This window comes from Micromonospora sp. WMMD710 (assembly GCF_029626045.1).
Classification (GTDB): domain Bacteria; phylum Actinomycetota; class Actinomycetes; order Mycobacteriales; family Micromonosporaceae; genus Micromonospora.
In genome coordinates this window covers 5335517-5360256 of sequence record NZ_JARUBD010000001.1, presented here as the reverse complement: position 1 = coordinate 5360256, position 24740 = coordinate 5335517, and the positions used below count along the sequence as shown (strand labels likewise).

Here is a 24740-nt window from a genome sequence, read left to right as displayed (position 1 = left end):
CCGGGTGGTCGTCAACGACCCGACGGCGACGGGCATCCGCGGTTGGCGTTGCTATGGCAGCCACTCCATTCATCACGGGCGGTGGCTACATCCGGACCATCGGTGATCCGGCTCAGCAAGCTTGCCAAGCACATCTACGTGAATGGATCCCCAGTGGTGGTGAGATTTTCCCCCACCCGCGCATGCCCGCGACCTGCACAAACTTTGATCAATTAGCGGCTAGCTCCCCACCCCCGGGCCGGTGGCCTCGTCGCGCCCCGTACCGATTCCGATGAGAGGGGCGATACCGTGCGACAGGAGGCCGCAGGTAGGAGGTGACCGCGATGGCAAGGACGACGGGCACCAAGGCGCAGCGTGATCACGTACGCCAGACACTGGCCGGTTTCGGAGTGACCCCGGCCGCCATCGCCGCCGAGCTGCAGCGCCGCTTCGGGCTACGCCCCCGAGATGCCTTCCGCCAAGCCCATGGTTGGACCCAGGACGCGGTAGCCGAAAGATTGAACGCCAAAGGAAACGGTTCGGCGACGTTCACCGGGGCGCGGATCAGCGACTACGAGCGGTGGCCCTTCGGCGGTCGTCGGCCCACCTTGGCCGCCTTGAACGCACTGGCGCAGGTCTTCGGCACCGAACCGAGCAGTCTGGTCGACCTCGACGACCTGACCGCTATGCCGGAAGCAGACCGAGCGGCGCTGAGCGGCAGGAACGCCGCCCCGATGCCTGCACCATCGGTCGCATCCTCAGCACCGCCTGGCGCGATGGCTGAGCCTCTGCGGTGGGACCTCGGCGCTCTGCAGGACGAGGCGGAACTGGTGATAGCGGTGGCAGAACGCACGGCGAGCTTCGGCACATGGGCGCAAGCCTCCAACGTCGGGCCCTTCACCCTCGACGATGTCGCTGCTTCCACCCGCAGGATCGCCGTCGACTACCTGACTGAGCCGCCCGTCGTCGTCTACGCGCGGGCCGGGCTCTTGGCCGACCGCGTATTCCGCCTTCTGCAGACGGGGCGTCAGAACCCTGATCAGTCTCGGGAGCTCTACACCTGGGCGGGCTACCTCTGCACGCTGCTCGCCTGGATGGCCGGCGATCTCGGACACCCGGCCGCAGCCGAGTCCCAAGCGCGCACCGCCTGGATGTGCGCCGAGACCGTCCGCGACAACACCCTCCGCGCCTGGGTCCTCTCCACGATCAGCAAGACCCACCTGTGGGAGCGGCGGTTCGAAGACGCGGCCAACGCCGCCGTGCGCGGCTACGGCCATGCCGCCGAAGGCAGCGCGGCGGTCATGCTTGCGTGCCAGGAAGCGGACGCGTGGGCGGAGATCGGCGCTGTCGAGCCGGCCCGGGCAGCACTGCAACGCGCCGAAGAGGCCCGCCAACATGCCAGCCGCGACCCCGTGGGTGGCCTTCTCGCCTGCGGCGCGGTGCGCCAACACAACTACGCTGGTTCAGTGCTGCTCCGCATCGGCGAGGCCGCCAACGCCATCGAGCATGCCGAGCACGCCCTTACGGAAGCCGCCGCGGACCCCTCGGTTGCCTACGGCACGCTCGCCCAGATCCGCATCTGGGCCGCTGCGGCGCATCTCAAAGCCGGCAGCCTCGACGGTGCGGTCTCGGTCCTGTCACCGGTGCTCGCTCTGCCACCCGAACAGCGGCTCGACCCGCTGGTGCACCGCCTGCGCGGCGTCGGGCGCAACATCGCCGGCAACCCGTCGCTGCGCACGAGCATCGAGGCCCGCAGTGTCCAAGCAGCAATCACCGAGTTCTGCGCCACCGGCGCCGCCCGGCAACTTCCCTGAACCTGGAGAACCCATGGCAGTCCCGCACGCCACCGATATCCGTAACCACTGGTACTGGCGACCGGGTTGGGGCATCGGCTCCCGCTTCTACACCTGGCACATCACCTTCGACGGGCAGCCCGAGGTCGAGAAGCTCGCTGACCAGTACCGGTCCCTACTGTCCTCGCAGCCCAGCCTCGACGTCATTCCGAACCGATGGCTTCACCTCACCATGCAGGGCATCGGCTTCGTCCAAGATGTCGCCACCGACGACGTCGACGCCATGACGGCCGCCGCCAGTGACCGCTGCTCGCGCCTGTCACCCTTCAAGCTCACCATCGGCGCCCCCCACGTCGATCCCGAGTCCATCCAGATCGCTGTCGACCCGATCGAGCCCGTGCGGCAACTACGCGCCGCCATCCGTGCCGCCATCGCCGACGTCTGGGGGAAGGACCGCGTACCCGAGGCCGCCGAGCCCTACAACCCTCATCTCAGCCTGGCCTACACCAACACCGACGGTCCCGCGGCGCCGCTCATCGAGGCACTCTCCGCCGCCCCGAAGATCAGCGCGGACGCTCTGATCACCTCGTGCCAGCTCATCGTCCTCAACCGGGACGAGGGCATGTACGTGTGGGAACCGTACGCCACGGTAGAACTCGGTTCCTGAACCCTGTTACGTCCGCCGCGTCACCCCATGGTGGTGATCGTCATGCCCATGCTTCCTCGCTCCGCGCCCGTCGCGGGCAGCGGGTGGAGATCGCCACAGAGATGGCTGCTCACTCGGCGGGCATTCGGGTGGAGGAGGCTGCGCCCGCCCCAGGCGGGCGGGCGCAGGTCAGGCGGCGCGTGGCGGTGCGGGTTGGTGTAGGCGAAGCAGGCGGGCGAGGGTGGCGGCCTGGTCGACGGTCGGGAGGCCGGCTTCGGCGGCCAAGGCTTGGATTTCGGTCTCGGTTGCGGGGTCGGTCAGGTAGCGGGCCATCGACAACGTCCCTGGCAGGAGTGGAGCGTCCGCCTCGGGGTGTGCGGTCGGGGCCTCGCCGCCGGTTGTCCGCGTGGGCGGGGTCGGCGGCGACGAGTGCGGTGTGTGCGCGCGTGATTGCTGGTCACGGCGTGCGGCCATGTCCCTCCCAGGACGGCTCGTGGCGTGGGGGTGAGGTGTAGGGCCATGGCATCTCCTCTCGGCAGGTAGGGGTTTCTGAAGATCGATCGGCGGATACGGCCAGCCGGAGTCGGGCGGCGGATCGACGCGGTCACCGGTCGGGCGACTTCTGATGCGGCGAGCAGCGCGGTGGAGGGCGGCGGACGGTACCTCCGGTGGCCACGGAAGTGAAGGCGTTCGCCACTCACAGCGACTCACAGCGGCGTGCCGTCGGTGTGAGTACTCGGACGGGCGCGGTCTGTCGCCGAACTGCGCTGCTGACAGACGACAGCTGCTCCCGCCTGACGGCGGGCGGTCCGCTCTCGTCGCCCTCGGTGCGTGCCCTCACGCGAAACAAATGGCTACCGCCCGGCGGGCTTGGGGCGGGTGCGGGTAGTCCGGCGGTGTGCGGGGCGTTCAGGGCCTCCGTACGCGCTGCACGTCCCGTGTGACCGCATCAGGCGGTCCGCTCATCCCGGCCGGGCTGATCGTGGCTGGGGTAATCCTCGTCGTGGTGGGTGTCTTTGTAGGGCAGGTCGATGAGGCGGTGACGGCCGGTACGGCTGAGTAGTTGCCAGATCTGGTGGGCAGGGCTGGCGGCGAGGGCGGTGCGTAGTTCAGCGGTGGTGGTGGCGATGACCGTCTTCCATCTGGTGCCGGCGATCCGGTGGTGCAGGTTCGCCTCGCGGCGGGCGGAGGGGAGGTGGAACAGCACCGGCCATCCCCAGGTGCTCATCGTGTACAGCCGCTCGTATTTGATGATTTTGTCGGTCAGGACCTGCAGGTTCTCACCGCTGGTGTCGTACTCGAGGAAGAACGGCACGGACCTTCCGTCCTCGGTCCATATTCCGGCGCCGTCGGGACGGGGGAGGCCGGTCGCTCCGGCGAGGATGACGTTCGGGTTGGCGCCTTCGCGGTAGAGGGTGCCGGGTTCGTGGTAGGTCGACGCGGGCTGCCAGCGGACCAACTCGGTGTGGCGGTGGGTGCGGGCGTGGGCGGCGAGGTCGATGAAGACCTGGTTGCCGCCGAGCAGGTGCGGCAGGTCCGGTCGGCGGGTGAGGGAGTGTTTGCGGCGGCGGGCCTGGTCCCTGCGGGGCCGGCCGAGGCCGCGTTGGGCGTGGACGTGGTCGTAGCCGAGTTGGTCCAGGACGTAGTGGTAGGGGTGGGAGCCTCCGTCGGCTTTGTTGGGTCGGAAGCGGTCGACTGCTCGCAGGGCGGTGAGGCGGCGCAGGCGGCGTTGGGTGAAGTCCAGGGATGGGAACAGGGCGGCGGCGATCTGGTCGGTGGTGAGCACGCCGTGGTCGTAGAGCCAGCCCAGGAGCCGGTCGTCGCGGGCGGTGATGCTGGCCTGCAGACGCAGCAGCGGGTCTGCGGCCGGTAGGTGTTTACCCATGGGAACAAGCCCTGGGGGAGAGACCCGAGACTGGAGGGTCTGTCTGGAGCGGTCCCAGACTCTTGACAGCGGGGTTGACCTGGGCTGTGAGCGGCCGTGCGGGGTCAGGTTGGGGGTCAGGATCAAGACGGACGGTAGAACGGAGATCGACACTGACCGCTGAAGCGCCGGGCACAACGGGTTCGGCGTGACGGTGTGGTGAGGGTGGGTGTGAGTCGGGCCGGTGACGCTGGTGAGGTTCGCGGTGCGGGGTGATCATCGTTGTTGCTCCAAGGTCAGAAGTACGAGTGGGTGTGACGGTGGTGCGCCTGCCGCCGCAGCGGGTGAGAGCGGGTGGGGAAGGTCCGGTCGGCTTCTGTCAGCTCGCGGGCGTGCTGACAGGCGCGCACGCTGGTCTGAGAGGGTGGTTCGAAAGATTAGGTCCGTTTCGGGGCGAGAGTGAACATTCCGGGTTCGTCTTCGGTCAGGACCTGGTGGTTGACCATGCGTTTCAGCTTCGCGCGGGTGGCTTCGACGTGTTTCGGTGAGGGTTCGACGCCGAGTGCGAGGCAGATGCCCTTTGCCCGCATGCCGGTGGGCGCGGTGGTGAGGACGTGCAGGATCTGCTGGTAGGGGGCGCTGGCTATCGTCGGGTCCTCGGCTGTGAACTCGGTGGCGGCGAGGGTGCGCAGGGTGGTGCGGGTGGTTGCCAGGTCGGCCAGGTCGCTGTCGATGCGGGCGAGTTCTGCGGTGAGGGTGGTGATCTTCTCGCGGAGCTGGTCGGCGGCCTGGCGCGCGGTGGTTTCGCGTTCGGCGATCAGGTCGAGGATCGCGGGCAGGTTCACCGGTGCCGCCAGGTGGGTGTGCTGGTCCCGGTCAGCCGACGCATGATGTTCGCCGTGGATGCCCACAACGTTCGGGACACGGCCGATTCCGGTCGGCTCTCGTACTCGCGCACGAGACGGCGGTGGAGCATGAGCGTGCCGTGGGTCTGCTCCACGATCCACCGTTTGCGGATCGGCACGAAGCCGGGCCTGGTGTCGGCGCGTTTGACGACCTCGACATCGACACCCAGGACGGCGCCGTGCAGCGCGAAGTCCTGTTTGAACCCGGCGTCGACCCAGGCGCGGGTGACCGTCGGTGTGTGTTCGACGACCTTGTCGAGCAGATGGATGCCGATGGCGTTGTCGGTGGCCGACGCGGCGGTCACCACGACCGCGATGATCAGGCCCAACGTGTCCACGGCCAGGCCCCGCTTGCGGCCGGGTACCTTCTTCGCGGCGTCTTTGCCGGTCGTGGCGGCCGGGACGTGGTTCGCGGCCCGGATCGACTGGGTGTCCAGTACGACCGCGGTCGGGTCCTCGGCCCGGCCGGCCTTCTCCCGTGCCTGGCAGCGCAGGAGGTCGTGGATCGTCTGGTCGGTGCCGTCGTCACGCCACAGGGCGAAGTAGTAGTAGGTCGCCGACTTCGGGGGCAGGTCGTGCGGCAGGTACGCCCACTGACAGCCGGTCCGGTTCTGGTAGAGGATCGCGTTCACGATCTCCCGCAGGTCGTAGTCGCCCTGATGACCCGAGACCGAGACACGCCTGGCCTTCCACGCCCGCAGGAACGGCCCGATCAACGCCCACTGCTCGTCACTGACGTCACTGGGATACGGCTTTCGATCACCCATGACGGGCCTAACGCCGCGACCGCTCGACGGTCACGACCAGGATTCACCTTTCACAACATCGAGCGATCGCCATACGACGAAACCCGCTGAAAGATCGCCAACTGGACGCAAGCCATAGATCAAGTCGAACATCCTCAGACCGCCCTCTGACAGCGTCGGCTCGGCCTGACAGAAGCCGTAGGTCCGGGTTCTGTCACGCGGCCTCCCTCGCTGACGGATCCGGTGCCGAAGAGGTGGTCTCGGCGCGCAGGACGCGCACGAGGGCTGAGGCGGTGGCGTTGGACAACTGGTGCCCGTCCGCGCGTAGCTTGTGGGCGAGGGCCTTGCGGGACAGTGGTGTCCCCTCGACGGTGAGGGTGCGGACGGCGGTCCGAGCGGCCGGGAGCAGCGTGGTGACCTCCGGACCGCCCTCGTTGGGCGATGGCTGATGGTCCGGGCGGTCCGGGACCGCCGATGGTTGGTCCGCGACGGCGGGGACCACGGTTGCGGAGTCCGGGACCGCGGCGGCGGTGACGGGGACCGACAGATGGTTGTCCGGGACTGACGTGTCGACGGTCCGCGGCCGTTCGCGCCCCGTCGGCGCGGGCCGGGCGGTTGAGGTGGGTGGGGTGGGGTCGGCGCGGCCGAGGGCGATCTTCACCATCGCCAGGAAACCCAGGGCGGGTAGGGCGGCGGCGATCCAGCCGATCACCGACGCCTCGGCCTCGACGACCTGCGCGGCAAGCGACAGCAGCACCGCCGCGGTCAGCATGGTGGCGGGGAAGACGATGCTCTTGCCCAAGCGTCGGTTGCGGCGCAGCTCCAGACCGGAGGCGATCGAGGTCAGCTCCAGGACGATCGCGTCGGCCCAGGCCAGCCAGCCCGGCTGGCCGTGCGCGGCGGCGACGTCATGCACGTGGGTGAACGACGCCGCGCCAGCCGCCCCGCCGATCAGCAGCATGATCGCCACCTGGGCGCGGTCCTCCAGCCGCTGCCGCCCCGGCCCCGCCGCAGCGGGCGGGTCGCGGCGTCGCTGGTCATGTGTCGCCAAGGGCCCACCACCTGCGGTCGGCTGGCCCGGATGACACCTGCTGAGGCGTCGTCGCCCAGATGTGGACCACCGGGAGGGCGGCCGTGACGGCCGTGCCCGTAGAGACGATGTTGTCGAGTGAAGTCACGATCTTCTCCAAGATTGTTGTTGTGGGTTCCAGGTGCGGCACGAGGGCGGGATGGCCCCGTGGGTCGCGCCTGCCCGCCGGGTACGGGCAGGCGCGACCCTGCCGGGTGACGCCCGGCCGGGCGGGCCCCTCACGTGGCGCGGGGGACGGCGAAGTCACTATGGTCGAGTCAAGGAACACGCCAGACCCCACGGAGGGGCAGGCAGCAGGGCAAGCAGGCGTCGCCGCGGCCCGCACAGCAGGCTGCGGTCAACAGCGTGGACACAGGGCGGACGGCCAAGCCGAGCCACAGATAATCAGGACCCACCACTGACAGCGCGCAGGCGCTCAGGTGGTGCGGCGGCTCAACTCGCCGACAGACGATCCTTCATGGGGTCCTCCGATCACTCGACGTACCCCGACAGGGTCGGCACCAGCAACGGCAGGCCCCCCCCGCTCGGGGGGGTGCCTGCCCGCTGCGTCTGTGGTCGACCGCGCCAGCCGGCGCTGCGGGAACGTCTCTCCATTACGCCCCGGAAACCCGATGGAGTCAACCACCCATTTCAACCGATCAGCCACCGGGTCTTGCCGCCAGTCCGCCTGAGTGCTATAGAAGTCGCCCGCGTCCTTGACGGTCCCTGTCCGTCCACGCGATCGCAGTCGAGAATCTTTCTGCGACGTCTCGCATGATGGGATGTCGATCTCCGTAGGCGGATGCTGGAACGCGAACCGGGAGGCCATTCTGGCCTCAGCCACCTGGTTCGCGGCCTTGTGTCCCACGGCTGTGGTGGTGCCACGGAGTGCGGGTGCCGTGGCCGAAGATCGTCAGATCGCGATGGCAGCCGATCCTTGCCGGCCGCTGTCAGAGGCCGCCGCTACACTCCCCGGCCGTGACAAGAGGTCAGTCGACATCAATGCGCCCGGGCGGGGAACACCTCTACGTCCTGCAGTTCGACAACGGGGTCATCAAGGTGGGCCGCACCGGCGGCCCCCGCACGCGCCACGAGCGTCACCAGCGAGATTGCGGTCGCTACGGTCTCACCATCAAGCGTCGCTGGGTCTCCGACGAGTGGCAGGGCGCCCAGTGGGCGGAACGCCAGCTGATCGCTGTCTGCGCCAAGATTGGCAGACGCACGCCGGCGGGCCGCGAGTACTTCCGCGACGTGCCCTTCAGCATCGCCTGCCAGCAGGCCCGGCAGGCGCACCTCACCACGTGCCCAGACTGCCGCCAAGGGGTGGTGGCCGCGCCGATGCGGATGCCCGCCACTGTCGTGAACGACGCCTCCGACCACGATGGTGAGCTGATCTGCGACTTCCGGCTGCCGTGCGACGGCGTCATCACCGCACGGCTGCACGACCCGGACATGGCCCCCGACGGCAGATATCCGATGCGCCGGGGCGAGCACTACGACATTGACCTGGAATACGGCGAGATCGACGCCTGGAACGTCTGGGGGGCCGAACCACGTACCCAGCCGCTCGCACCCGGTGTGCCCGCTCGACTGTGACCGCCTACCTTCCGGCCTGTTCGGACACCCGCCGCGACACCGCTCAGGTATGCATGAGCGCTCACGCAGGCATGCCTCTGACGCTGGCCCCGCTACGCGACGGCGCTCCTCACGGCTGACCAGTGCGGGAGGGTAGCCGAACGGCTGATGGGACGCGTCACCTCGAATAGTGACCGCGTCGTGAACCAGCCGGCAAAACCGCGTTGGGAAGACCCGGCCACCGTCGCGCGCCCCCGGGCTGATCGGGTACGTGAGGCGGTCGTTCGGGAAGACCGAGCGAGGGCCATCGCGCGGCGGGCAGCGCCCGCGGCGGCGCACATGCCCCGCTGCCCGACACACTGCAGATTCCGGCAGTTGCCACGCTCATTCGGTTGGTGCGCGGTGGCGACATCGAAGGCGAGCCGCCACAACAGCGGATCGATCACATCATCGGGCAGGGCAGCGAGAGTACTGAGTCGTTCGCGGGGCACGGCGAGGAACCTTCCGTCGACGGGTCACGCCGCCCCGCCCGATCACGGCGGGACGACGGACACGATCGACGCTCACCTCTTCCTGAAGGTCAAGTCGTCAGGCCACCCGCTGGTCCTGCGGGCCGAACTTCCACCGCCAGTCCAGGCGGTGGCGGCCGAACGTACTGCGGTCGCCTTTGTATGCGGCGCGCAGGAGTTTGATGTCGGCGACGAGGCGGATGATCTCTCGTTTAACGGGAGTGTTGCCGTCGAGTTCCTGCCATGCCTGCACGGCGTGGTCGCCGATGCGTCCGCGGAGCACGGCGGGGATGCCGGCGTCGGCGGCACGTTGTTCGTGGTCGGCGATCTGGGCGAGGAGGCCCTTCTCGGCGCGGGCGTAGGCGATGGCGGTGACGTCGCCCTCCTCGGCGAGGCGGCGCCAGTCCTCGAGTTCTCCGCGTAGGCGCTGGGCTTCGGCGCGGGCATGGGTGACGTCTTCGTCGCTACCACCGGCAGCGGTGAGGATGTTGTGAACGTCGGTGCGGGACAGCCACGCCACCACGACGCGCTGCACATACTCATCGAGGATCGGCGCCTTCACCCCGACGTGCCGGTTATGCAGGCAGGAGTACACCTGTCCGGTCCAGCCGTGGCGATTCTGCCGCTGCGATGAGAGGGGCCCATCGCACACGCCACACCGCACGATGTAGGACAGCAGGTGCACGGCTCGGCCCGGACGTGTCGTGGTGCGCGCCGGGTCGCCGAGCATGCGCACCACCGCCCAGTAGGTTTCCTCGCTGACCAGGGCGGGCCAGATCCCGTCGCCGACGATCTCCCCGCGCAGGATCCGCTTACCTATGTAGGCCGGGTTCATCACCTGCTTGCGCAGGATACCCCGCCACCAGTTGCCGCCCTGGGCTGCGGGGATCCCGAGGCGGTTCAACTCGGCCTCCCGGGCGGTCAACGGCATACCCTCGGCGATCTTGCGGAAGTTGTCGCGCACGACCTGCTCCCGCGAATACCGGGTCACCGTCCCGTCGGCCGCCACCGCAGTGCGGATCTCGTCGTCTGGCTCCTGGCGCAGCAGGGCACGGGTACGTTGGTCGTAGATCCGCCGGTAGCCGTAGGTGACCTTCCCGTGCGGACGACCGGCCTCGGCGGCGCCGACGATGCCGCGCAGCACGTTGTCGCGGATCGAGTCGGCCATCCACTCGGCTTGTACCGCCTGGAAGCCGAGCATCATCCGGTCGTTCTTGTCCCGCAGGTCGTACAGCACCCCGCCGACCAGCCAGAAGATGAGACCGACTTCGTGGCACATGTCGCGGATCTTCACGAACACGGCGAGGTCGCGTTCCTTGCGGGAGATCTCCCAGACCACCAGCACATCGCCCTTGCCCGCGCGGATCTGCTCGATCAGCAACTCGAACTGCTCGCGCTCCTTCGTGGCGCGCCGGCTGGCCGAGCGGTGGTTGTCGGTGAACGACCCCGCGTCGGTCCACGACCGCTTCGTGATCTCGGCCAGGTTGAGCACGCCCTGGTCGTGAACGCTCTTGCCCTGCTCCTTCTTGTCCTGGCTCGCGCGCTGATACCGCAACGCCCGCACCTCTACGCCACCGGCCAGCAGCGCGTCCTTGCTGTCGAACCGGCCCCGGTTTTCCGACCGGGCCTTCCGCCGTACCATCAGAACCGTCCCCTTGGATCGACGTTCGTGTCGGCAACATCGACCATAGCTTCTAACGATTTTTGACAGTGCCGACGGTCACCCCGAGCGCCTCCGCCGTGGCGACCTCGGTCAGGTCCTCGTAGTAGCGCAGCACCAGTACGGCCCGTTGCCGGGGCGGCAGCAGACCCAGCGCGTCGTGCAGCGTGAGCCGCAACGCGCCGTCCCGGTCGGGGGCCACCTGTTCCGGCGGTGTGGCGCTGAGCCATTCGCGACGGCGGCGACGCCACCAGGACACCGCGTCGCGGTAGAGGATCGTCCGCACGTACGCGGAGGGGTCGCCCTCGCGGACCGAGGGCCAACGCAGCGCGAGTTTCAGCAGGGCGTCCTGGAGGAGATCCTCGGCCTGGTGCCGGTTGCCGCAGATCAGGTAGGCCGCACGCAGGAGCCGGTGCTGGTGGTTCTCCACGAAGGCGAGGTAGCCGTCGCGGCCGTCGTTCGCCGTGGATCCCATCCGCCCCCCTTCCGGCCGTCGCGTCGCGCGTCACCTGGCAGACGCACGGGGAGGGGCAAAAGGTTGGCTCAGGCCTCCGGCTGCCCGGTCAGGTAGCGCTGGAGGGTCGGCCCGATCCAGGCGACCAGCTCATCCGGCTCGACGTCCACCATGGGCGGCAGGCGGACGATGTAGCGGGTGAAGGCGAGGCCGAGGATCTGACTGGCCACCAGGCCGGCGCGCCGGGCGGTCATCGCGGGGTCGGTGCCGAACGTGGACACGGCGGCGGTGAGCTGGTCGGTGAAGATGCCGCGCATCCGTTCGGCCGCGCCCGGGTTGGTGCTGGCGGCCCGCAGCAGCGCGACGAGGGTCTCGTCGCCCTCCCACCGGCTGAGGAAGTGCCGGACCAGCGTCTCACCGAGCTGCGCTGGCGGTACGACGGCCAGGTCGGGCAGGCGCAGGTCGAACTCGGCCGCCGCCGCGAAGAGCCCCTCCTTGCTGCCGTAGTAGCGCATGACCATGGACGGGTCGATCCGGGCGTCGGCGGCTATGGCCCGGATGGTGGCGCGTTCGTACCCGTCGGCGGCGAACCGTTCCCGGGCGGCCTGGAGGATCGCCGCCCGGGTGGCGTCCGAACGGCGGGGCTGGGTCGAGCGGGCGGGCGCGGTCATGCCAACGACGGTAGGCCAACACCTGTTGACACACAATCGGCACGCTCCTAATCTGCCAACAAGCGTTTGCCAACATGTGTTGGCAGCAGTCGTTTCCGGAGGTGGCCATGCTGCCCACGAGTACCGACGTCCTGGTGGTGGGAGCGGGCCCCACCGGCCTCGCCACCGCGCTGACACTGGCCCGGCGCGGGGTGCGGGTGACCGTCCTTGACCAGGTCGCCGACCCACCGGTGACGTCTCGCGCGGCGGTCGTGCACGCGTACACCCTGGAGGTGCTGGACCGGATCGGCGCCGCGGCGCCGCTGGTCGCCCAGGGGGTGCGGGCGCCGCGCTTCACGGTCCGCGACCGGGACCGGGTGCTGCTGTCGGTCCCGTTCCACGAGCTGCCGTCCCGTTACCCCTATGCGCTGCTGGTCTCCCAGGCCGTCACCGAAGACGTGCTCACCGCGCAGTTGGTCGACCTCGGCGTACGGGTACGCCGGCCGTGCCGGCTGACCGGTCTGAGCCGCACCGGCGAGGGGGTGCTCGCACAGGTCGACGGCACGGAGGTGCGCGCCCGGTACGTGGTCGGCGCGGACGGCCTGCACAGCACGGTCCGTCAGTTGGCCGGCATCGGCTTCACCGGTCCTGCCGACGAGGAGTCCTTCGTGCTCGCCGACGTACGCGTACGGAGCACGCTGCCCCGCGACGAGGCGGCGCTCTTCCTCGCCCGCCCCGGGCCGCTGGTCTGGGCACCACTGCCGGACGGTGTGGTGCGGCTGGTCGCCGCCGTGGCGACGGCCCCGGCCGACCCGGACGCGGCGTACCTCCAGGCGCTGCTCGACGAGCGTGGCCCGACACGGAGACCGGACCAGGTGACCGAGGTGCTCTGGGGTTCCCGGTTCCGGGTACGCCACCGGATCGCCGACACCTTCCGGTCCGGGCCGGTGCTGCTCGCCGGGGACGCCGGCCACGTGCACAGCCCCGCCGGCGGTCAGGGCATGAACCTCGGCATCTGCGACGCGGTGGCCCTCGGCACCGCCCTCGCCGACGTCCTGGACGGCGGCCCGGAGACGGCGCTCGACGACTACAACGCCCGGCAGCGGCCGATGGCCGAGGACGTGCTGAGCTTCGCCGCCGGGCTGACCCGGATGGCCACCCTCTCCCCGGCCCGGCGGCCGGCCCGTGACGTCCTGCTCCGGGTGGTTGGCGCCGTGCCACCGGCCCGACGGCGGATCGCGCTGCGCCTGTCCGGGTTGTCCCACCGGGAACGGACCCCGGGCTAGGCTGCGCCGACCGGGCGGGAAGCAGCCCGCGCGGCTGGCCGCAGTGTCCGCCACGCGGCAAGCGTGACCAGTGCGAACGTGCCCGCCGCCGCGCCCGTCACCGGCACCGTGCCGTACGCCGCGGCGGCCAGCCCGGCGAGCATCGCGCCGACCGGGGCGGTGAGCAGGCCGACCATCCGCTGGGCCGCGCCCACCCGGCCGAGGAGCCCCGCCGGCACGTGTCGCTGCCCGTACGACGCACACAGGCTGTTCCACACCACCGTGCCCGCGGCGAAGACGGCCAGCGCGAACCCGCCCGGCAGCGGATGTCGGGCCAGCGCGAACCCGGTCAGCGCCACCGTCTGCGCGGCGAGCACCGCGCACAGCGCGGGCACCGTGCCGAGTCGGGCGGCGAGCCGACCCGCACCCAGCGCCCCGGCCACGCCGCCGAGGATCGCCGCAGCGGCGAACAGCCCGTACCCGGCCGGCGGCACCCGCAGCACGTCCAGCGCGTAGAGCACCAGCACCGCCATGATGCCGCTGATCGCCAGGTTGCTCGCGGCGGCGAGCAGCGTCACCCTCCACAGTGTCTGGTGCCCGCGCAGCCATCGCACCCCCTCGACGACCTCGCCCCACACCGACCCGCGCGGCGCCTTCGCCGCCACCACGGGTGCCGGAGCGAGCGCCAGCACCAGTACGGCGGCCACGGCGAAGGTGACGGCGTCCACGGCGAAGGGGAGAGCCGGGGCGGTGGCGAAGAGGACACCGGCGGCGGGAGCGCCGAGAAAACCACCCGCGACGGCCGTACCGGCCTGAAGTCGGCCGTTCGCCCGGGTCAGCCCGGCCGGCGGCACCAGCGCGGGAAGCAGCGCGAACGAGGCGGAGTCGAACAGCGTGCCCAACCCGGCAAGGAGGAACGCCGCCACCAGTAGCACCTCGACGCCGGCCCGGTCGGCGGCGACCGCCGCGGCCAACGCCGCCACCACCCCGGCGCGTACCCCGTCCACCAGGGCCATCGTGCGGCGGCGGTCCCAACGGTCGGCGTACACGCCACCGAGCAGGCCGAGGAGCAGCGGCGGCACCTGCGCGGCCACGGTGACCGCCGCGATGACCCGGGGATCGCGGGTCACCGCCGCCGCCAGCAGGGCCAGAGCCGGCGTACGCAGGGCGTCGCCGAACCGCGACGCGACGGCGGCGCACCAGAGCAGCCGGAAGTCCCGGCCGAGAGCGGAAGCTGTCATGCCGGTGACCGTGCGGGTTCGACCGGGTCGAGGGTCAAGCCGCCGGGCGAAAGGGGGACGCGCCCGTCGGTGATCATCGGTACGGTGGGCGCCGGTATTCGGGACCGGGGGAGAAAACAGGCGTGGACCACACCTTCCAGGTCGACCTCCGTGGCGTCGTCGACCTGCTCAGCCATCACCTCTACGGCAGCCCACGGGTGTACGTCCGTGAGCTGCTGCAGAACGCGGTGGACGCGATCACGGCACGCCGCTCGACCGAACCGGACGCGCCCGCCCTGGTCCGCATCGAAACCCCGGACCGCACCGGCGACGGCACACTGCGGGTGCACGACACCGGCATCGGCCTGACCGAGGCGCAGGTGCACGAGCTGCTGGCCACCATCGGCCGAAGCTCCAAAAGGGACGAGCTCGGGTTCTCCCGCCACGAGTTCCTCGGCCAGTTCGGCATCGGCCTGCTCTCCTGCTTCCTGGTCGCCGACGAAATCCAGGTGCTCACCCGCAACGGCGAGCACCCCACGGTCCGCTGGACCGGGTACGCCGACGGCCGGTACGCGGTGAGCGTGGCACCGCCGCAGGCCGCCCGCGCCGAACCGGGCACCACCGTCACGCTGGTGCCCCGCCGCGACGCCGACCAGTGGTTCGCCACCCCGACCGTCACCGACCTGGCCCGGCTCTTCGGTTCGCTGCTGCCCGTCACGGTCCGGGTCGGCGACGTGGTCACCACCACCGGCGAACCGCCGTGGCCGACCGCGCCGGGTGCGCCGGTCGACCGGGCCGCGCTGATCGCGTACGCCCGGGAGGCGCTCGGCGTCGACCCGTTCGACGTGCTGCCACTGAGCGTGCCGGAGGCCGGGCTGACCGGTGTCGCCGTCATCCTGCCCACCCCGGTGAACCCGGCGGCCCGCGCGGGGCACCGGGTCTACCTCAAGCGGATGCTGCTCACCGAGCACGCCGACGGGCTGCTGCCGGACTGGGCGTTCTTCGCGCACTGCGTCGTGGACGCCAGCGAGCTGCGCCCCACCGCCAGCCGGGAGGCCCTCTACGAGGACACCCTGCTGACCGCGACCCGGGATGCGCTCGGCGACCAGATCCGCGGCTGGCTGGTCCGGTTGGCACGGCACGACCCGCACCGGCTCGCCGAGTTCCTCCAGGTGCACCACCTCGGCGTGAAGGCGCTGGCGTTGCACGACGACGAGATGCTGCGGCTGGTCGACCGGTGGTGGCCGATGGACACCAACGTCGGCACGCTCACCCTCGCCGAGTTCCGGGAACGCCACGGTGTGCTCCGCTACGCGGCGAGCCTGGACGAGTTCCGCCAGCTCGCCGCGGTGGCCGCCGCGCAGGACCTGGCGGTGGTCAACGCCGGCTACACGTACGACACCGAGCTGATCGAGCGGCTGCCGGTGGTGGACCGCTCGGTGCTCATCGAACGGCTGGAGCCGAGCGACCTCACGACCCGCTTCGACAGCCTCGACCCGCAGGTGGAGTTGGCGCTGCGGCCGTTCCTCACCGCCGCGCAGCGGGCCGTCGAACGCTCCGGCTGCGAGGTGGTGATCCGGGCGTACGACCCGGTCTCGCTGCCCGCGCTCTACCTGGTCAGCCGGTCGGCGGCATTCAACGACCAGCTCGCGGCCAGCCGGGACCGGGCCGACGAGCTGTGGGGTGGCGTGCTCGACGCGCTCGCCGCGACCGCCCCACCGGACCGCCCGCAGTTGGTGCTCAACCACCGCAACCCGCTGGTCCGCCGGGTCACCATGCTGGCCGACCCGGAGCTGGTGGGGCTCGCCATCGAGGCGCTGTACGGGCAGGCGTTGCTGCTCGGCCACCATCCGATCCGCGCCGCCGACGCGGCGCTGCTGAACGATTCCTTCCTCGGCCTGCTCGGCCGGGCCGTGCCGGGACGGGAGTGAGCATGAGCGACGAGGATCTGTGGCGGGTGCTGCGTGGCATCTCCGACATGCCGTACGGGGCGGGGCAGATCGCCGCCCTGGAGCAGTTGCTGCGCCGGGTGGACGCCGCCGACGACCGGCACCTCGCGTTCGTCACCCGGATGCAGGCCACCACGGGCTACATCTACGGCGGCGAGCCGGCGAAGTCCTTCGTGACGTTCTCCTGGTGTCTGTCCGAGTTCGACCGCGACCCGCAGCCCTACCACCAGCGGCACCTGCACAACCTGCTCTGGCACTTCAAGTACATGATCAACGGGCTGTTGAACTTCCCGGAGGTGCCGCTCGACCGCACGTACGCCGTGCTGGACGACATGGAGCGCCGCTACCGGGCGGGTGGGCACAGCCTGCAGACCGTCCACAAGCACCGGTTCCGGGTCGCCGACCACGTGGGCGACGCCGAGGCGGCCGAGCACTGGTACCGGCTCTGGCAGACCACCCCGCGCGACGACCTCTCCGACTGCGCCGGCTGTGATCCGACCAGCCAGGTGGGCTACCTCGCCGACAACGGGCGGGACGCGGAGGCGGTGGCGTTGGCCGAGCCGGTGCTCGCCGGCCGGCTCAGCTGCAACGAGCAGCCACAGTCGATCCTCACCGCGCTGCTCCTGCCGTACCTGCGGACCGGGCGGGGCGAGTCGGCGCGCGACGCGCACCGGGAGGCGTACCGCCGGTTGCGCGGCAACCTCGCCAACCTGTGGGACATCGGCGACCACGTCGAGTTCTGCACGATGACCGGTAACGAGGCACGGGCGCTGGAGCTGGTCGAACGGCACCTGGACTGGCTGGACCGGCCGCCGTCGCCGGCCGCCGCGATGCACTTCGCGGCGACGGCCGCCGCGGCGTTGCGCCAGGCCGGCCGGAGCGCCGGGACGACCGTGTACCGCCGGGCCGCCGAGGGACGGCCGGCCGGCGAGGTGTCGACGCTGGTGCTCGCCGACGAGTTGACGCGGACCGCGACCGACCTGGCGGCGCGCTTCGACGCCCGCAACGGCACCACCCACCAGTCGGAGTGGATCGCCCGCCGGCTCGCCGTGCGGCCGAGCGGCGAGCACGTGCCGCTGTCGGCGAGCGTCCGCCGTCGCCCGTCGCGTCCGACCGGGGACGACCCGACCATCCCCCTCGGCGGGGCTGCACCGGCGACCGTCGGCGACGCGCCGCACGCCGGTCCTGCCGAGGCGCCCGCGGTGACCGTGCCCGCCGACGCCGGCCCGGACGAGCTGCTGGATCTCGCCGAGCAGAGCTGGGGTCGGCACGACCGGGCCACGTTCCGGGCGGCGCTGGCCGCTTGCGACGAGCGCTTCGGCTCCGACGACCTGCCCCCGCGTACGGTCGCCCACCGGCTGGCGTTGCGGGCCGCCGAGCGCGGCGACGAGGACGACATCCAGGGTGCGGTGGAGATGAACCGGGCGGCTCTGGAGCTGTACCGGACGGCGGGTGAGGACCTGCCGGCCCAGGTGGTCGCCGGGCGACTCGGTGTGCTGCTGACCCGCTCCGACGACGACGCCGACGAGGGGCTGGCGTTGGTCCGGGAGGCCGCCGAGGCGCTGGACCGGGACGGCGACGCCCGACAGCGGGCCGCCGCGCACGACCGGGTGGCGCTGGCGCTGCTGCACCGGGAACGCTGGGCGGACGCGCTCGCGGCCCTCGACCGGGTGCCGGCCGACGCGGGCGGCGACCCACACCTCGCGGCCCGGATCGCGCTGCACCGCGCGCACCTGCTGGAGCAGTCCGAACGGGTCGAGGAGGCGCGCGCCGCCGCCGACGAGTCCCGCCGCATCGCCCGTGAGCTGGGTGTCGGCGAACTGGTCACGGCCGCCTGCCTGACCTACGCCCGCGCGGTGGACGATCCGGCCGACGCGGTGGCCGCCTGCGACGAGGCGCTGCTGGTGGCACCGGCGGACGCGGAGTTGCCGGTGCGGGTCGCCCGTGCCCGCGCGTTGCTCTCCGCCGGCCGCGCCGCCGACGCCGTCGACGACTTCGTCGAGGCGGTGACGCTCTGCGTCGAGCGGGGTGCCGAGGGCGACGCGTTCCTGCGCTGGGAGCTGGCGAACGCGTACCGGGTGGTGGGTCGGCTCGCCGAGGCGGCCGAGGTCGCCGAGGAGGCCGTCCTCGGTCTCGACCGGCTCGGCGCACAGGCCGAGGCGGACCGGTGCCGGCACCTGCTGGCGGGCGTGTACGCCGGGCTCGGCGAGATCGACCCCGCACTGGCCCTACTGGAGCAGTTGGCCGGCAATCTGGACGGTCCGGACAACCTCCCGTACCGGGCGCAGGTGCTCGAGGAGGCCGGCGGCATCCTGTACGACGCGGACCGGGACGCCGCCGGCGCGGAGCGGTTCGCAGCGGCTGCCACCGCGTACCGGCTCGGCGGCCTGCCGCTGGACGAGTTGCGGGCCCGCAGGCGGGAGGCGTACGCCTGGTTCTGGGCCGATGACCGACCGGCGGCGATCCGTGCCGTCGAGCAGGTGGACGGGTTGGCGGCGACGATGACCGGGCAGCCGGAGCCGCCGGTGACGTACGAGCTGGCGATGGCCGCCGAGGCCGGGGCGCGGGTGCTGACGGCCGAGGGTCGGCCGGACGAGGCGCTGGCCCGGCTCGCCGGGGTGCCGGACCGGTTGCGGTCGATCGAGGCGTTCGGTGAGGCCGCCCAGGTGGAGGTCCTCACCGGTGAGCTGCTGCTGCGACTGGACCGGCCGGGCGAGGCGGAGCCGCTCCTGCGGCGCGTCCTCGGTGGGCTCCCGGCCAACTCGCGGCCGGTGCGCCAGACCGCCTGGCTGCTGGCCCGTGCCCTGGATCTGCTGGACCGGCCCGCCGAGGCCGCCGCGTTGCGGGCGGAGCACGACCTCGACCCGGACGACGAGTGAGCGCGCCGGCGCGCGCCGGGGTGTGTGTAACCGCTCGGTAACCAGCGTCCCACCGGGCTCGCCTCGCGGTCTACGCTTGCCCGGTGACGGTGGAGCAGCAGGCACGGGGCGCGGCGGGCGCGGGCCGGCGCCGGTCCCGCAAGGACGAGATCCTGGAGATCGCGGTCGGTCTGTTCGCCGCCCGTGGCTACCACGGTGTGTCGATGGACGACATCGGCGCGGCAGCGGGAGTCACCGGTCCGGCGCTCTACCACCACTTCGCCGGCAAGGAGGCGATGCTGGCCGCCGCGCTGATCCCGGTGAGCGAGGGACTGCTGGCCGGCGGGCGGGAACGCTCCGCCGGGCATCCGGACGACCCGCGTGGCGTACTGGAGTCGCTGATCGATTTCCACGTCGAGTTCGCGTTGGCCAACCCCGCGGTGATCGCACTGCACCTGCACGAGTTGGACCGCCTGCCGGAGGAGCCGCGGCGGCGGATCCGCCGCCTGCAACGGATGTACGTCGAGGAGTGGGTGACGGTGCTCACCGCACTGCATCCGGGCATGCCCGACGGTGAGGCGCGGGTGCTCGCCCATGCCGCGTTCGGCCTGATGAACTCGACGCCGTTCCTCGGTGGTGAGGTGGACCGGCGCCGTCGCGCCGAGCTGCTGCGGGGCGCGACCCTGGCCGCTCTGCTCGCCTGAGTCGACTCGTCAGAAGTGCACCGGTCATGATTCCCTGACATCGTCCCACCATCCGGACGCCGGGAGGAAACATGATCGAGTCACTGCTGGTCGCCAATCGGGGCGAGATCGCCCGCCGGATCATCCGGACCGCCAGGCGGCTCGGCATCCGCGCGATCGCGGTGTACTCGGAGGCCGACGCCGACCTGCCGTTCGTCACCGAGGCGGACGAGGCGGTCCTGATCGGTCCGCCGAATCCGGCACAGAGCTACCGCAACGCCGAGGCGATCCTCGCCGCCGCGAAGTCGACCGGCGCGCAGGCCATCCATCCCGGGTACGGCTTCCTGTCCGAGAACGCCGAGTTCGCTCGTACCGTCGAGGCGAGTGGGCTGATCTGGGTCGGGCCCGACGCGGACGCGATCACCGCGATGGGCGACAAGATCAACGCCCGGAATCTGATGGCGGCGGCCGGCGTTCCGGTCGCGCCCGGCACCACCGACCCGGCCGCCGACCTGGACGCGGCGGTGGCGGCCGCCGCCGAGATCGGCTACCCGGTGATGGTCAAGGCCGCCGCCGGCGGCGGTGGGATGGGCATGGGTGTGGCCGTCGACGAGGCCGCGCTGCGCACCGAGTACGACAAGGTGCGCGCGTTCGCCGAGCGGATGTTCGGTGACGGCTCGGTGCTGATCGAGCGGTACTTCCCCCGGGTGCGCCACGTCGAGGTGCAGATCCTCGGCCTGGCCGACGGTCGGGTGGTGGCGCTCGGCGAGCGGGAGTGTTCGGTGCAGCGGCGCAACCAGAAGCTGGTCGAGGAGTCCCCGTCCCCGGCGGTCTCGCCGGAGCTGCGGGCACGTCTCCTGGCTGCGGCGGTGCGTGCCGGCGAGGCGGTCGGCTACCGCAACGCGGGGACCGTCGAGTGCCTGTTGGTCCCGCGTCAGCGGGACTCTGAGGGTGCCGGCTCCGGCTCCGAAGATTTCTTCTTCCTGGAGATGAACACGCGCCTTCAGGTGGAACACCCGGTGACCGAGTACGTCTACGGGATCGACCTGGTCGAGGAGCAGTTGCGGGTGGCGGCCGGGTTGGCGCCGACGTTCGACCCGGACGCGTTGACGCCGAGCGGACACGCGATCGAGATGCGGATCAACGCGGAGGACCCGAAGCGTTTCCTGCCCGGCCCCGGTGTGGTGAAGACCTGGGTGGAGCCGACGGGTGAGGGTGTCCGGGTGGACTCGGGCTACACCGAGGGCAACACGGTCACCCCGTTCTACGACAGCCTGCTGGCCAAGCTGATCGTCACCGGCGACACCCGCGAGCAGGCGCTCGAGCGTGCCCGGTCGGCGGTGGGCGCCTTCCGGATCGAGGGCCCCAAGAACAACGTCGCGTTCTTCGCCGAGCTGCTGGAGAACGGGGAGTTTCTCTCCGGCGCCTACGACACCGGCATCGTCGGTCGCATGCGCTGACCCCGGTCGGTTCGAGTGCAGGATGACAATAGGAAGCTGACGACTTCCTGACATCGATCACCAAGCATCGTCTTCTGAACGGAGGTCAATCCGATCATCCGTCGCTGACGAGAGGTCCATCCATGAGGAAACGGGCTTTGCCCAACGGCATGGTCGCTGTCGGGCTGCTGTTGGCTGCCGCGCTCACCCCGACGCCGGCGGTCGCCGCCGCTGCCCCGCCCACCGTCGGCGCCGGCGCGGTCATGCCGCACCTCACGGCACTGCAGGAGATCGCCGACCGCAACGGCGACACCCGGGCTGCCGGCACACCCGGTTACACCGAGTCCGTGCGCTACGTCAAGGGCGTGCTCGACCGTGCCGGCTTCCGCACCCGGATCGACGAGTTCGTGTACGTGGACGAGAAGGGCGTCCGCCACACCAGTCAGAACGTGATCGCCGACTGGCCGGGCGGGGACGACAACGACGTGGTGATGGTGGGGGCGCATCTGGACAGCGTCCCCGCCGGCCCGGGGATCAATGACAACGGCTCCGGCGCGGCGGCGGTGCTCGCCACCGCCGAAGTCGTGGCACGGGCACATCTCGTGTCGCGTCGACACCTACGGTTCGCCTGGTGGGGCGCGGAGGAACTGGGCGAGCTCGGGTCCGCCGCCTACCTCAAACACCTGCCGAGCAGGCAGCGCAAGGCGATCGGCGCCTATCTGAACTTCGATATGACTGGGATCGACACGACCGGAATGTGGCTGGTCGTCGACACCGGAGACGGGCTCGCGAAGGGGTTCTACGACTACTTCGCGGTGCACGACATCCCGACGTGGGATATCGGGGTGGGGAGCTCCGACCACGTGTCGTTCGCCGATCGGGGCATCCCGGTCAGCGGGTTCACCACCGGCATCGACGCCTGCTATCACCTCGCGTGCGATCGGTTGGAGAACATCTCTCCCACCGTGCAGACCACCAGCACCAACGCGATCATCTATGCCCTCTGGGGTCTCAGCGACGGGAAGCGCGCATGAGTAGGTACGCCTCCCGCAATCGCCGCCTCCTCCGAGCCGCCTGCGCGACCACCGTCGTCGTGGGCGTCAGCCTGCTCCTCGGCGCGCCGTCCGCTGGCGCGTACCCGCAGCGATCCACTGCCCGGTCAGGCTTGGGTGACCCGTACTTTCCCGACGACGGCAATGCCGGCTACGACGTGGGGCACTACGACGTGCGCGTCGCCTACGATCCGGCGAAGCCCGGTTGGCTCACCGGCGACACGACGATCACGGCGCGTGCCACCACCACCCTGAGCGTCTTCCACCTCGATCTGGTGGGCTTCGACGTCACCGCGGTGTCGGTCGATGGTCGTCCCGCGCACAAGGTCAGTCGGGAAGGTGCGCACGAGCTGGTGATCCGGCCGGCGGTCGAGATCAAGGCGGGGCGGGAGTTCACGGTGCGCGTGCGTTACGCCGGCGCCACTGGCAAGGATTGGTACACCACGGATGGCGGCGGTGCGGTAGCGCTCGGTGAGCCGCACAGTGCCACCTCGTGGTTCCCGGCCAACGACCACCCGTCGGACAAGGCGACGTTCGACGTGACCGCCACCGTCCCGACAGGTTGGACCGTGATCAGCAACGGCCGACCCGGCACGACCCGAACCGACGCCAAGAGCGCCACGTTCAGCTGGCACGAGGACCGGCCGATCGCGACCTACCTGACGACCATCGCCATCGACCGGTTCACCGTTCACAAGGCGGCGATGCCCGATGGCACACCACTGTTGTACGCGTACGCTCCCGGCACCGAGATCTGGCCCGAATCCGAGGAGGTGATGCCGTCGATCCTCGACTTCTACACGGACACGTTCGGCCCCTTTCCGTTCGGCGTCTCGGGTGCCACCGTGGTGCCCTACCTGAGCCCGCCGGGGGCGCCGTTGGCCTTGGAGACCCAGGGCAGGCCCACCTATCAGGGCGTCTTCTTCGAGGAGTCGATGGCGCACGAGGTGGCACACCAGTGGTTCGGTGACAGCGTGTCCTTCGCCGACTGGCGCGACGGATGCATCGCCGAGTGCTTCGCCACGTACGCGGCCCAGCTGTGGCGGGAGCACAAGGGTGCTGACATCGACGAGGACTACCTCGAATTGGTGGCGGAGAATCTCGGTGACCCCGAGTACTGGCGGGTCAAGCTCTACGATCCCGGGCCGGGACGCGAGCTCGACTCGGCTCTCTACGGCAAGGGTGCGCTGATGCTGCACGCACTTCGCCGCACGGTGGGTGACACTGCCTTCTTCGGTACGCTTCGGCAGTGGCTGCGCGACCACCGCTACGGCAACGCGTCGTTCACCCAGTTCGAGGCGCTTGCTCAGCGCAACACCACCGTCGACCTCACCGGCTTCTTCGCCGAGTGGGTCCACGGCACCGCCGTGCCCTCCCCAGCGAACCTCTACCCCGGCCCGCTGGCGGACCACAAGTAACGGACATAGTCGATTGCGTGAGGTGACTCCTTATGGCGGAACTGCCGGATTTCGTCTCCATCCGTGAGGTTGGGCCGCGGGACGGGTTGCAGAACGAGGAGCCGATTCCCGCCGCCGCCAAGGTGCGGCTGCTCGACGCGCTCTCCGCCACCGGCGTACGCCGGATCGAGGCGGTGTCGTTCGTGCATCCGAAGGCCATTCCGCAGATGGCCGACGCCGATGAGGTGTGGCGGCGGGCCGCGAAGGCCGACGGGGTGCGCTATTCGGCGCTGGTGCCGAACACCCGGGGCGCGCAGCGGGCCCTGGCCGCGGGGTTCACCGAGATCGAGGTGGTGGTGTCGGCCAGCGACACGCACAACCGTCGCAACGTCAACCGCTCGACCGACGAGTCGTTGGACGACATCGCCGAGCTGATCGACCTCCTGCACGGTGCCTCCGCGCGGGTCGAGGTGATCGTGGCGACCAGCTTCGGCTGCCCGTACGAGGGGGATGTCGACCCGGCGCGGGTGGCCGGCATCGTCGACCGGGTGGTCCGTGACGGCGCGGACCGGGTGGCGTTCGGCGACACCACCGGCATGGGCACGCCGCGCCGGGTCCGTGAGCTGCTGACGGCGGTACGCGACCGCAACGCGCACGTGCCGGTGCTGCTGCACTTCCACAACACCCGGGGTACGGCGCTGGCGAACCTGTTGACCGCTCTGGAGCTGGGGGTGACCGAGTTCGACGCCAGTGTGGGTGGTCTGGGCGGCTGCCCGTACGCCCCCGGGGCGAGCGGCAACCTGGCCACCGAGGAGGCTGTGCACATGCTGCACGACATGGGCATCGACACCGGCATCGACCTGGCGGCCCTGATCGAGGCGGCGGAGTTGGCCGAGGATCTGCTCGGCAAGAAGCTGCCGTCGGGCGTGCTGCGGGCCGGTCCGCGTACCCGGCTGACGCCGATGCCGAGCTGAGGACGCGACGAAGGGGCCGGCGCGTGCGCCGGCCCCTTCCACGTATCTGTCGG

The 24740-nt window shown here is 70.8% G+C and carries 21 protein-coding genes; 11 read left to right on the top strand and 10 right to left on the bottom strand.

Annotated elements, in window-relative coordinates; genetic code table 11:
- Nucleotides 1–323 precede the first annotated feature (323 nt).
- Both O7620_RS24800 and O7620_RS24795 read left to right on the top strand, forming a co-directional pair.
- Nucleotides 324–1793 (top strand): helix-turn-helix transcriptional regulator, encoded by a 1470-nt coding sequence (locus O7620_RS24800; RefSeq protein WP_278125443.1) that lies wholly within the window; start codon nt 324–326, stop codon nt 1791–1793.
- 13 nt (nt 1794–1806) lie between these two features.
- The gene (locus O7620_RS24795) at nt 1807–2439 is read left to right on the top strand and encodes a 2'-5' RNA ligase family protein (RefSeq protein WP_278125442.1); all 633 of its coding nucleotides are present in this window, start codon (nt 1807–1809) and stop codon (nt 2437–2439) included.
- 168 nt (nt 2440–2607) lie between these two features.
- Here O7620_RS24795 and O7620_RS24790 read toward each other — a convergent pair whose 3' ends face one another.
- The 5 genes from O7620_RS24790 to O7620_RS24770 all read right to left on the bottom strand — a co-directional run bounded on the left by O7620_RS24790 (nt 2608) and on the right by O7620_RS24770 (nt 6984).
- The gene (locus O7620_RS24790) at nt 2608–2751 is read right to left on the bottom strand and encodes a hypothetical protein (protein WP_228543157.1); all 144 of its coding nucleotides are present in this window, start codon (nt 2749–2751) and stop codon (nt 2608–2610) included.
- 616 nt (nt 2752–3367) lie between these two features.
- Nucleotides 3368–4303, bottom strand: coding sequence for a replication-relaxation family protein (locus O7620_RS24785; RefSeq protein ID WP_278125440.1), 936 nt, complete (start codon nt 4301–4303; stop codon nt 3368–3370).
- Between the two features lie 416 nt (nt 4304–4719).
- Complete coding sequence (locus tag O7620_RS24780) at nt 4720–5127, bottom strand: hypothetical protein (protein WP_278122040.1); 408 nt, start codon at nt 5125–5127, stop codon at nt 4720–4722.
- Nucleotides 5124–5954 (bottom strand): IS5 family transposase, encoded by an 831-nt coding sequence (locus O7620_RS24775; protein WP_278122041.1) that lies wholly within the window; start codon nt 5952–5954, stop codon nt 5124–5126. Before O7620_RS24775 ends, O7620_RS24780 begins: the two co-directional genes overlap by 4 nt.
- Before the next feature lie 193 nt (nt 5955–6147).
- Nucleotides 6148–6984, bottom strand: a complete 837-nt coding sequence (locus tag O7620_RS24770; protein ID WP_278125439.1) for a DUF2637 domain-containing protein — start codon at nt 6982–6984, stop codon at nt 6148–6150.
- Nucleotides 6985–7980: 996 nt separating this feature from the next.
- Between O7620_RS24770 and O7620_RS24765 the strand changes: the two genes are divergently transcribed.
- Nucleotides 7981–8598: a hypothetical protein gene (locus O7620_RS24765; protein WP_278125438.1), complete on the top strand. Its 618-nt coding sequence runs from the start codon at nt 7981–7983 to the stop codon at nt 8596–8598.
- 92 nt (nt 8599–8690) lie between these two features.
- Here the strand turns inward: O7620_RS24765 and O7620_RS32115 are convergent, their stop codons facing one another.
- From O7620_RS32115 to O7620_RS24750, 4 genes are all read right to left on the bottom strand, one after another.
- A complete protein-coding gene (locus tag O7620_RS32115; RefSeq protein WP_347403779.1) occupies nt 8691–9068 on the bottom strand; it encodes a hypothetical protein in 378 nt (125 codons plus the stop codon).
- A gap of 97 nt (nt 9069–9165) precedes the next feature.
- The gene (locus tag O7620_RS24760; protein WP_278125436.1) at nt 9166–10728 is read right to left on the bottom strand and encodes a recombinase family protein; all 1563 of its coding nucleotides are present in this window, start codon (nt 10726–10728) and stop codon (nt 9166–9168) included.
- A 52-nt stretch (nt 10729–10780) separates the two neighbouring features.
- Nucleotides 10781–11221: a SigE family RNA polymerase sigma factor gene (locus O7620_RS24755; protein ID WP_278125434.1), complete on the bottom strand. Its 441-nt coding sequence runs from the start codon at nt 11219–11221 to the stop codon at nt 10781–10783.
- A gap of 68 nt (nt 11222–11289) precedes the next feature.
- Nucleotides 11290–11871: a TetR family transcriptional regulator gene (locus O7620_RS24750; RefSeq protein WP_278125432.1), complete on the bottom strand. Its 582-nt coding sequence runs from the start codon at nt 11869–11871 to the stop codon at nt 11290–11292.
- A 107-nt stretch (nt 11872–11978) separates the two neighbouring features.
- Here O7620_RS24750 and O7620_RS24745 point away from each other — a divergent pair, with 107 nt between their 5' ends.
- Nucleotides 11979–13136: an FAD-dependent oxidoreductase gene (locus O7620_RS24745; protein ID WP_151487720.1), complete on the top strand. Its 1158-nt coding sequence runs from the start codon at nt 11979–11981 to the stop codon at nt 13134–13136.
- Here the strand turns inward: O7620_RS24745 and O7620_RS24740 are convergent.
- Nucleotides 13133–14356, bottom strand: a complete 1224-nt coding sequence (locus O7620_RS24740) for an MFS transporter (protein ID WP_278125431.1) — start codon at nt 14354–14356, stop codon at nt 13133–13135. The genes O7620_RS24745 and O7620_RS24740 overlap by 4 nt on opposite strands.
- Before the next feature lie 122 nt (nt 14357–14478).
- On the opposite strand from O7620_RS24740, the gene O7620_RS24735 reads away from it, so the two are divergent.
- The 7 genes from O7620_RS24735 to O7620_RS24705 all read left to right on the top strand — a co-directional run bounded on the left by O7620_RS24735 (nt 14479) and on the right by O7620_RS24705 (nt 24687).
- Complete coding sequence (locus tag O7620_RS24735) at nt 14479–16266, top strand: HSP90 family protein (RefSeq protein WP_151487722.1); 1788 nt, start codon at nt 14479–14481, stop codon at nt 16264–16266.
- Between the two features lie 2 nt (nt 16267–16268).
- Entirely contained in the window at nt 16269–19163 is a 2895-nt protein-coding gene (locus O7620_RS24730; protein ID WP_278125429.1) for a hypothetical protein, read from the top strand.
- Nucleotides 19164–19246: 83 nt separating this feature from the next.
- Entirely contained in the window at nt 19247–19846 is a 600-nt protein-coding gene (locus O7620_RS24725) for a TetR/AcrR family transcriptional regulator (RefSeq protein ID WP_151487724.1), read from the top strand.
- A gap of 71 nt (nt 19847–19917) precedes the next feature.
- Entirely contained in the window at nt 19918–21285 is a 1368-nt protein-coding gene (locus O7620_RS24720) for a biotin carboxylase N-terminal domain-containing protein (RefSeq protein WP_278125427.1), read from the top strand.
- Between the two features lie 122 nt (nt 21286–21407).
- Nucleotides 21408–22298, top strand: coding sequence for a M20/M25/M40 family metallo-hydrolase (locus O7620_RS24715; protein ID WP_278125426.1), 891 nt, complete (start codon nt 21408–21410; stop codon nt 22296–22298).
- Nucleotides 22295–23734: a M1 family metallopeptidase gene (locus O7620_RS24710; protein WP_278125424.1), complete on the top strand. Its 1440-nt coding sequence runs from the start codon at nt 22295–22297 to the stop codon at nt 23732–23734. Before O7620_RS24715 ends, O7620_RS24710 begins: the two co-directional genes overlap by 4 nt.
- 32 nt (nt 23735–23766) lie before the next feature.
- Entirely contained in the window at nt 23767–24687 is a 921-nt protein-coding gene (locus O7620_RS24705) for a hydroxymethylglutaryl-CoA lyase (RefSeq protein WP_278125423.1), read from the top strand.
- Nucleotides 24688–24740 lie beyond the last annotated feature (53 nt).

Excerpts from the sequence above, each read along its gene's own strand:
- O7620_RS24755 (WP_278125434.1), bottom strand. The coding sequence starts at position 11,221 with ATGGGATCCACGGCGAACGACGGCCGCGACGGCTACCTCGCCTTCGTG.
- O7620_RS24800 (WP_278125443.1), top strand. The coding sequence starts at position 324 with ATGGCAAGGACGACGGGCACCAAGGCGCAGCGTGATCACGTACGCCAG.
- O7620_RS24795 (WP_278125442.1), top strand. The coding sequence starts at position 1,807 with ATGGCAGTCCCGCACGCCACCGATATCCGTAACCACTGGTACTGGCGA.
- O7620_RS24775 (WP_278122041.1), bottom strand. The coding sequence starts at position 5,954 with ATGGGTGATCGAAAGCCGTATCCCAGTGACGTCAGTGACGAGCAGTGG.
- O7620_RS24740 (WP_278125431.1), bottom strand. The coding sequence starts at position 14,356 with ATGACAGCTTCCGCTCTCGGCCGGGACTTCCGGCTGCTCTGGTGCGCC.
- O7620_RS24715 (WP_278125426.1), top strand. The coding sequence starts at position 21,408 with ATGAGGAAACGGGCTTTGCCCAACGGCATGGTCGCTGTCGGGCTGCTG.
- O7620_RS24760 (WP_278125436.1), bottom strand. The coding sequence starts at position 10,728 with ATGGTACGGCGGAAGGCCCGGTCGGAAAACCGGGGCCGGTTCGACAGC.
- O7620_RS24745 (WP_151487720.1), top strand. The coding sequence starts at position 11,979 with ATGCTGCCCACGAGTACCGACGTCCTGGTGGTGGGAGCGGGCCCCACC.
- O7620_RS24720 (WP_278125427.1), top strand. The coding sequence starts at position 19,918 with ATGATCGAGTCACTGCTGGTCGCCAATCGGGGCGAGATCGCCCGCCGG.
- O7620_RS24790 (WP_228543157.1), bottom strand. The coding sequence starts at position 2,751 with ATGGCCCGCTACCTGACCGACCCCGCAACCGAGACCGAAATCCAAGCC.
- O7620_RS24785 (WP_278125440.1), bottom strand. The coding sequence starts at position 4,303 with ATGGGTAAACACCTACCGGCCGCAGACCCGCTGCTGCGTCTGCAGGCC.
- O7620_RS24730 (WP_278125429.1), top strand. The coding sequence starts at position 16,269 with ATGAGCGACGAGGATCTGTGGCGGGTGCTGCGTGGCATCTCCGACATG.
- O7620_RS24710 (WP_278125424.1), top strand. The coding sequence starts at position 22,295 with ATGAGTAGGTACGCCTCCCGCAATCGCCGCCTCCTCCGAGCCGCCTGC.
- O7620_RS24750 (WP_278125432.1), bottom strand. The coding sequence starts at position 11,871 with ATGACCGCGCCCGCCCGCTCGACCCAGCCCCGCCGTTCGGACGCCACC.
- O7620_RS24705 (WP_278125423.1), top strand. The coding sequence starts at position 23,767 with ATGGCGGAACTGCCGGATTTCGTCTCCATCCGTGAGGTTGGGCCGCGG.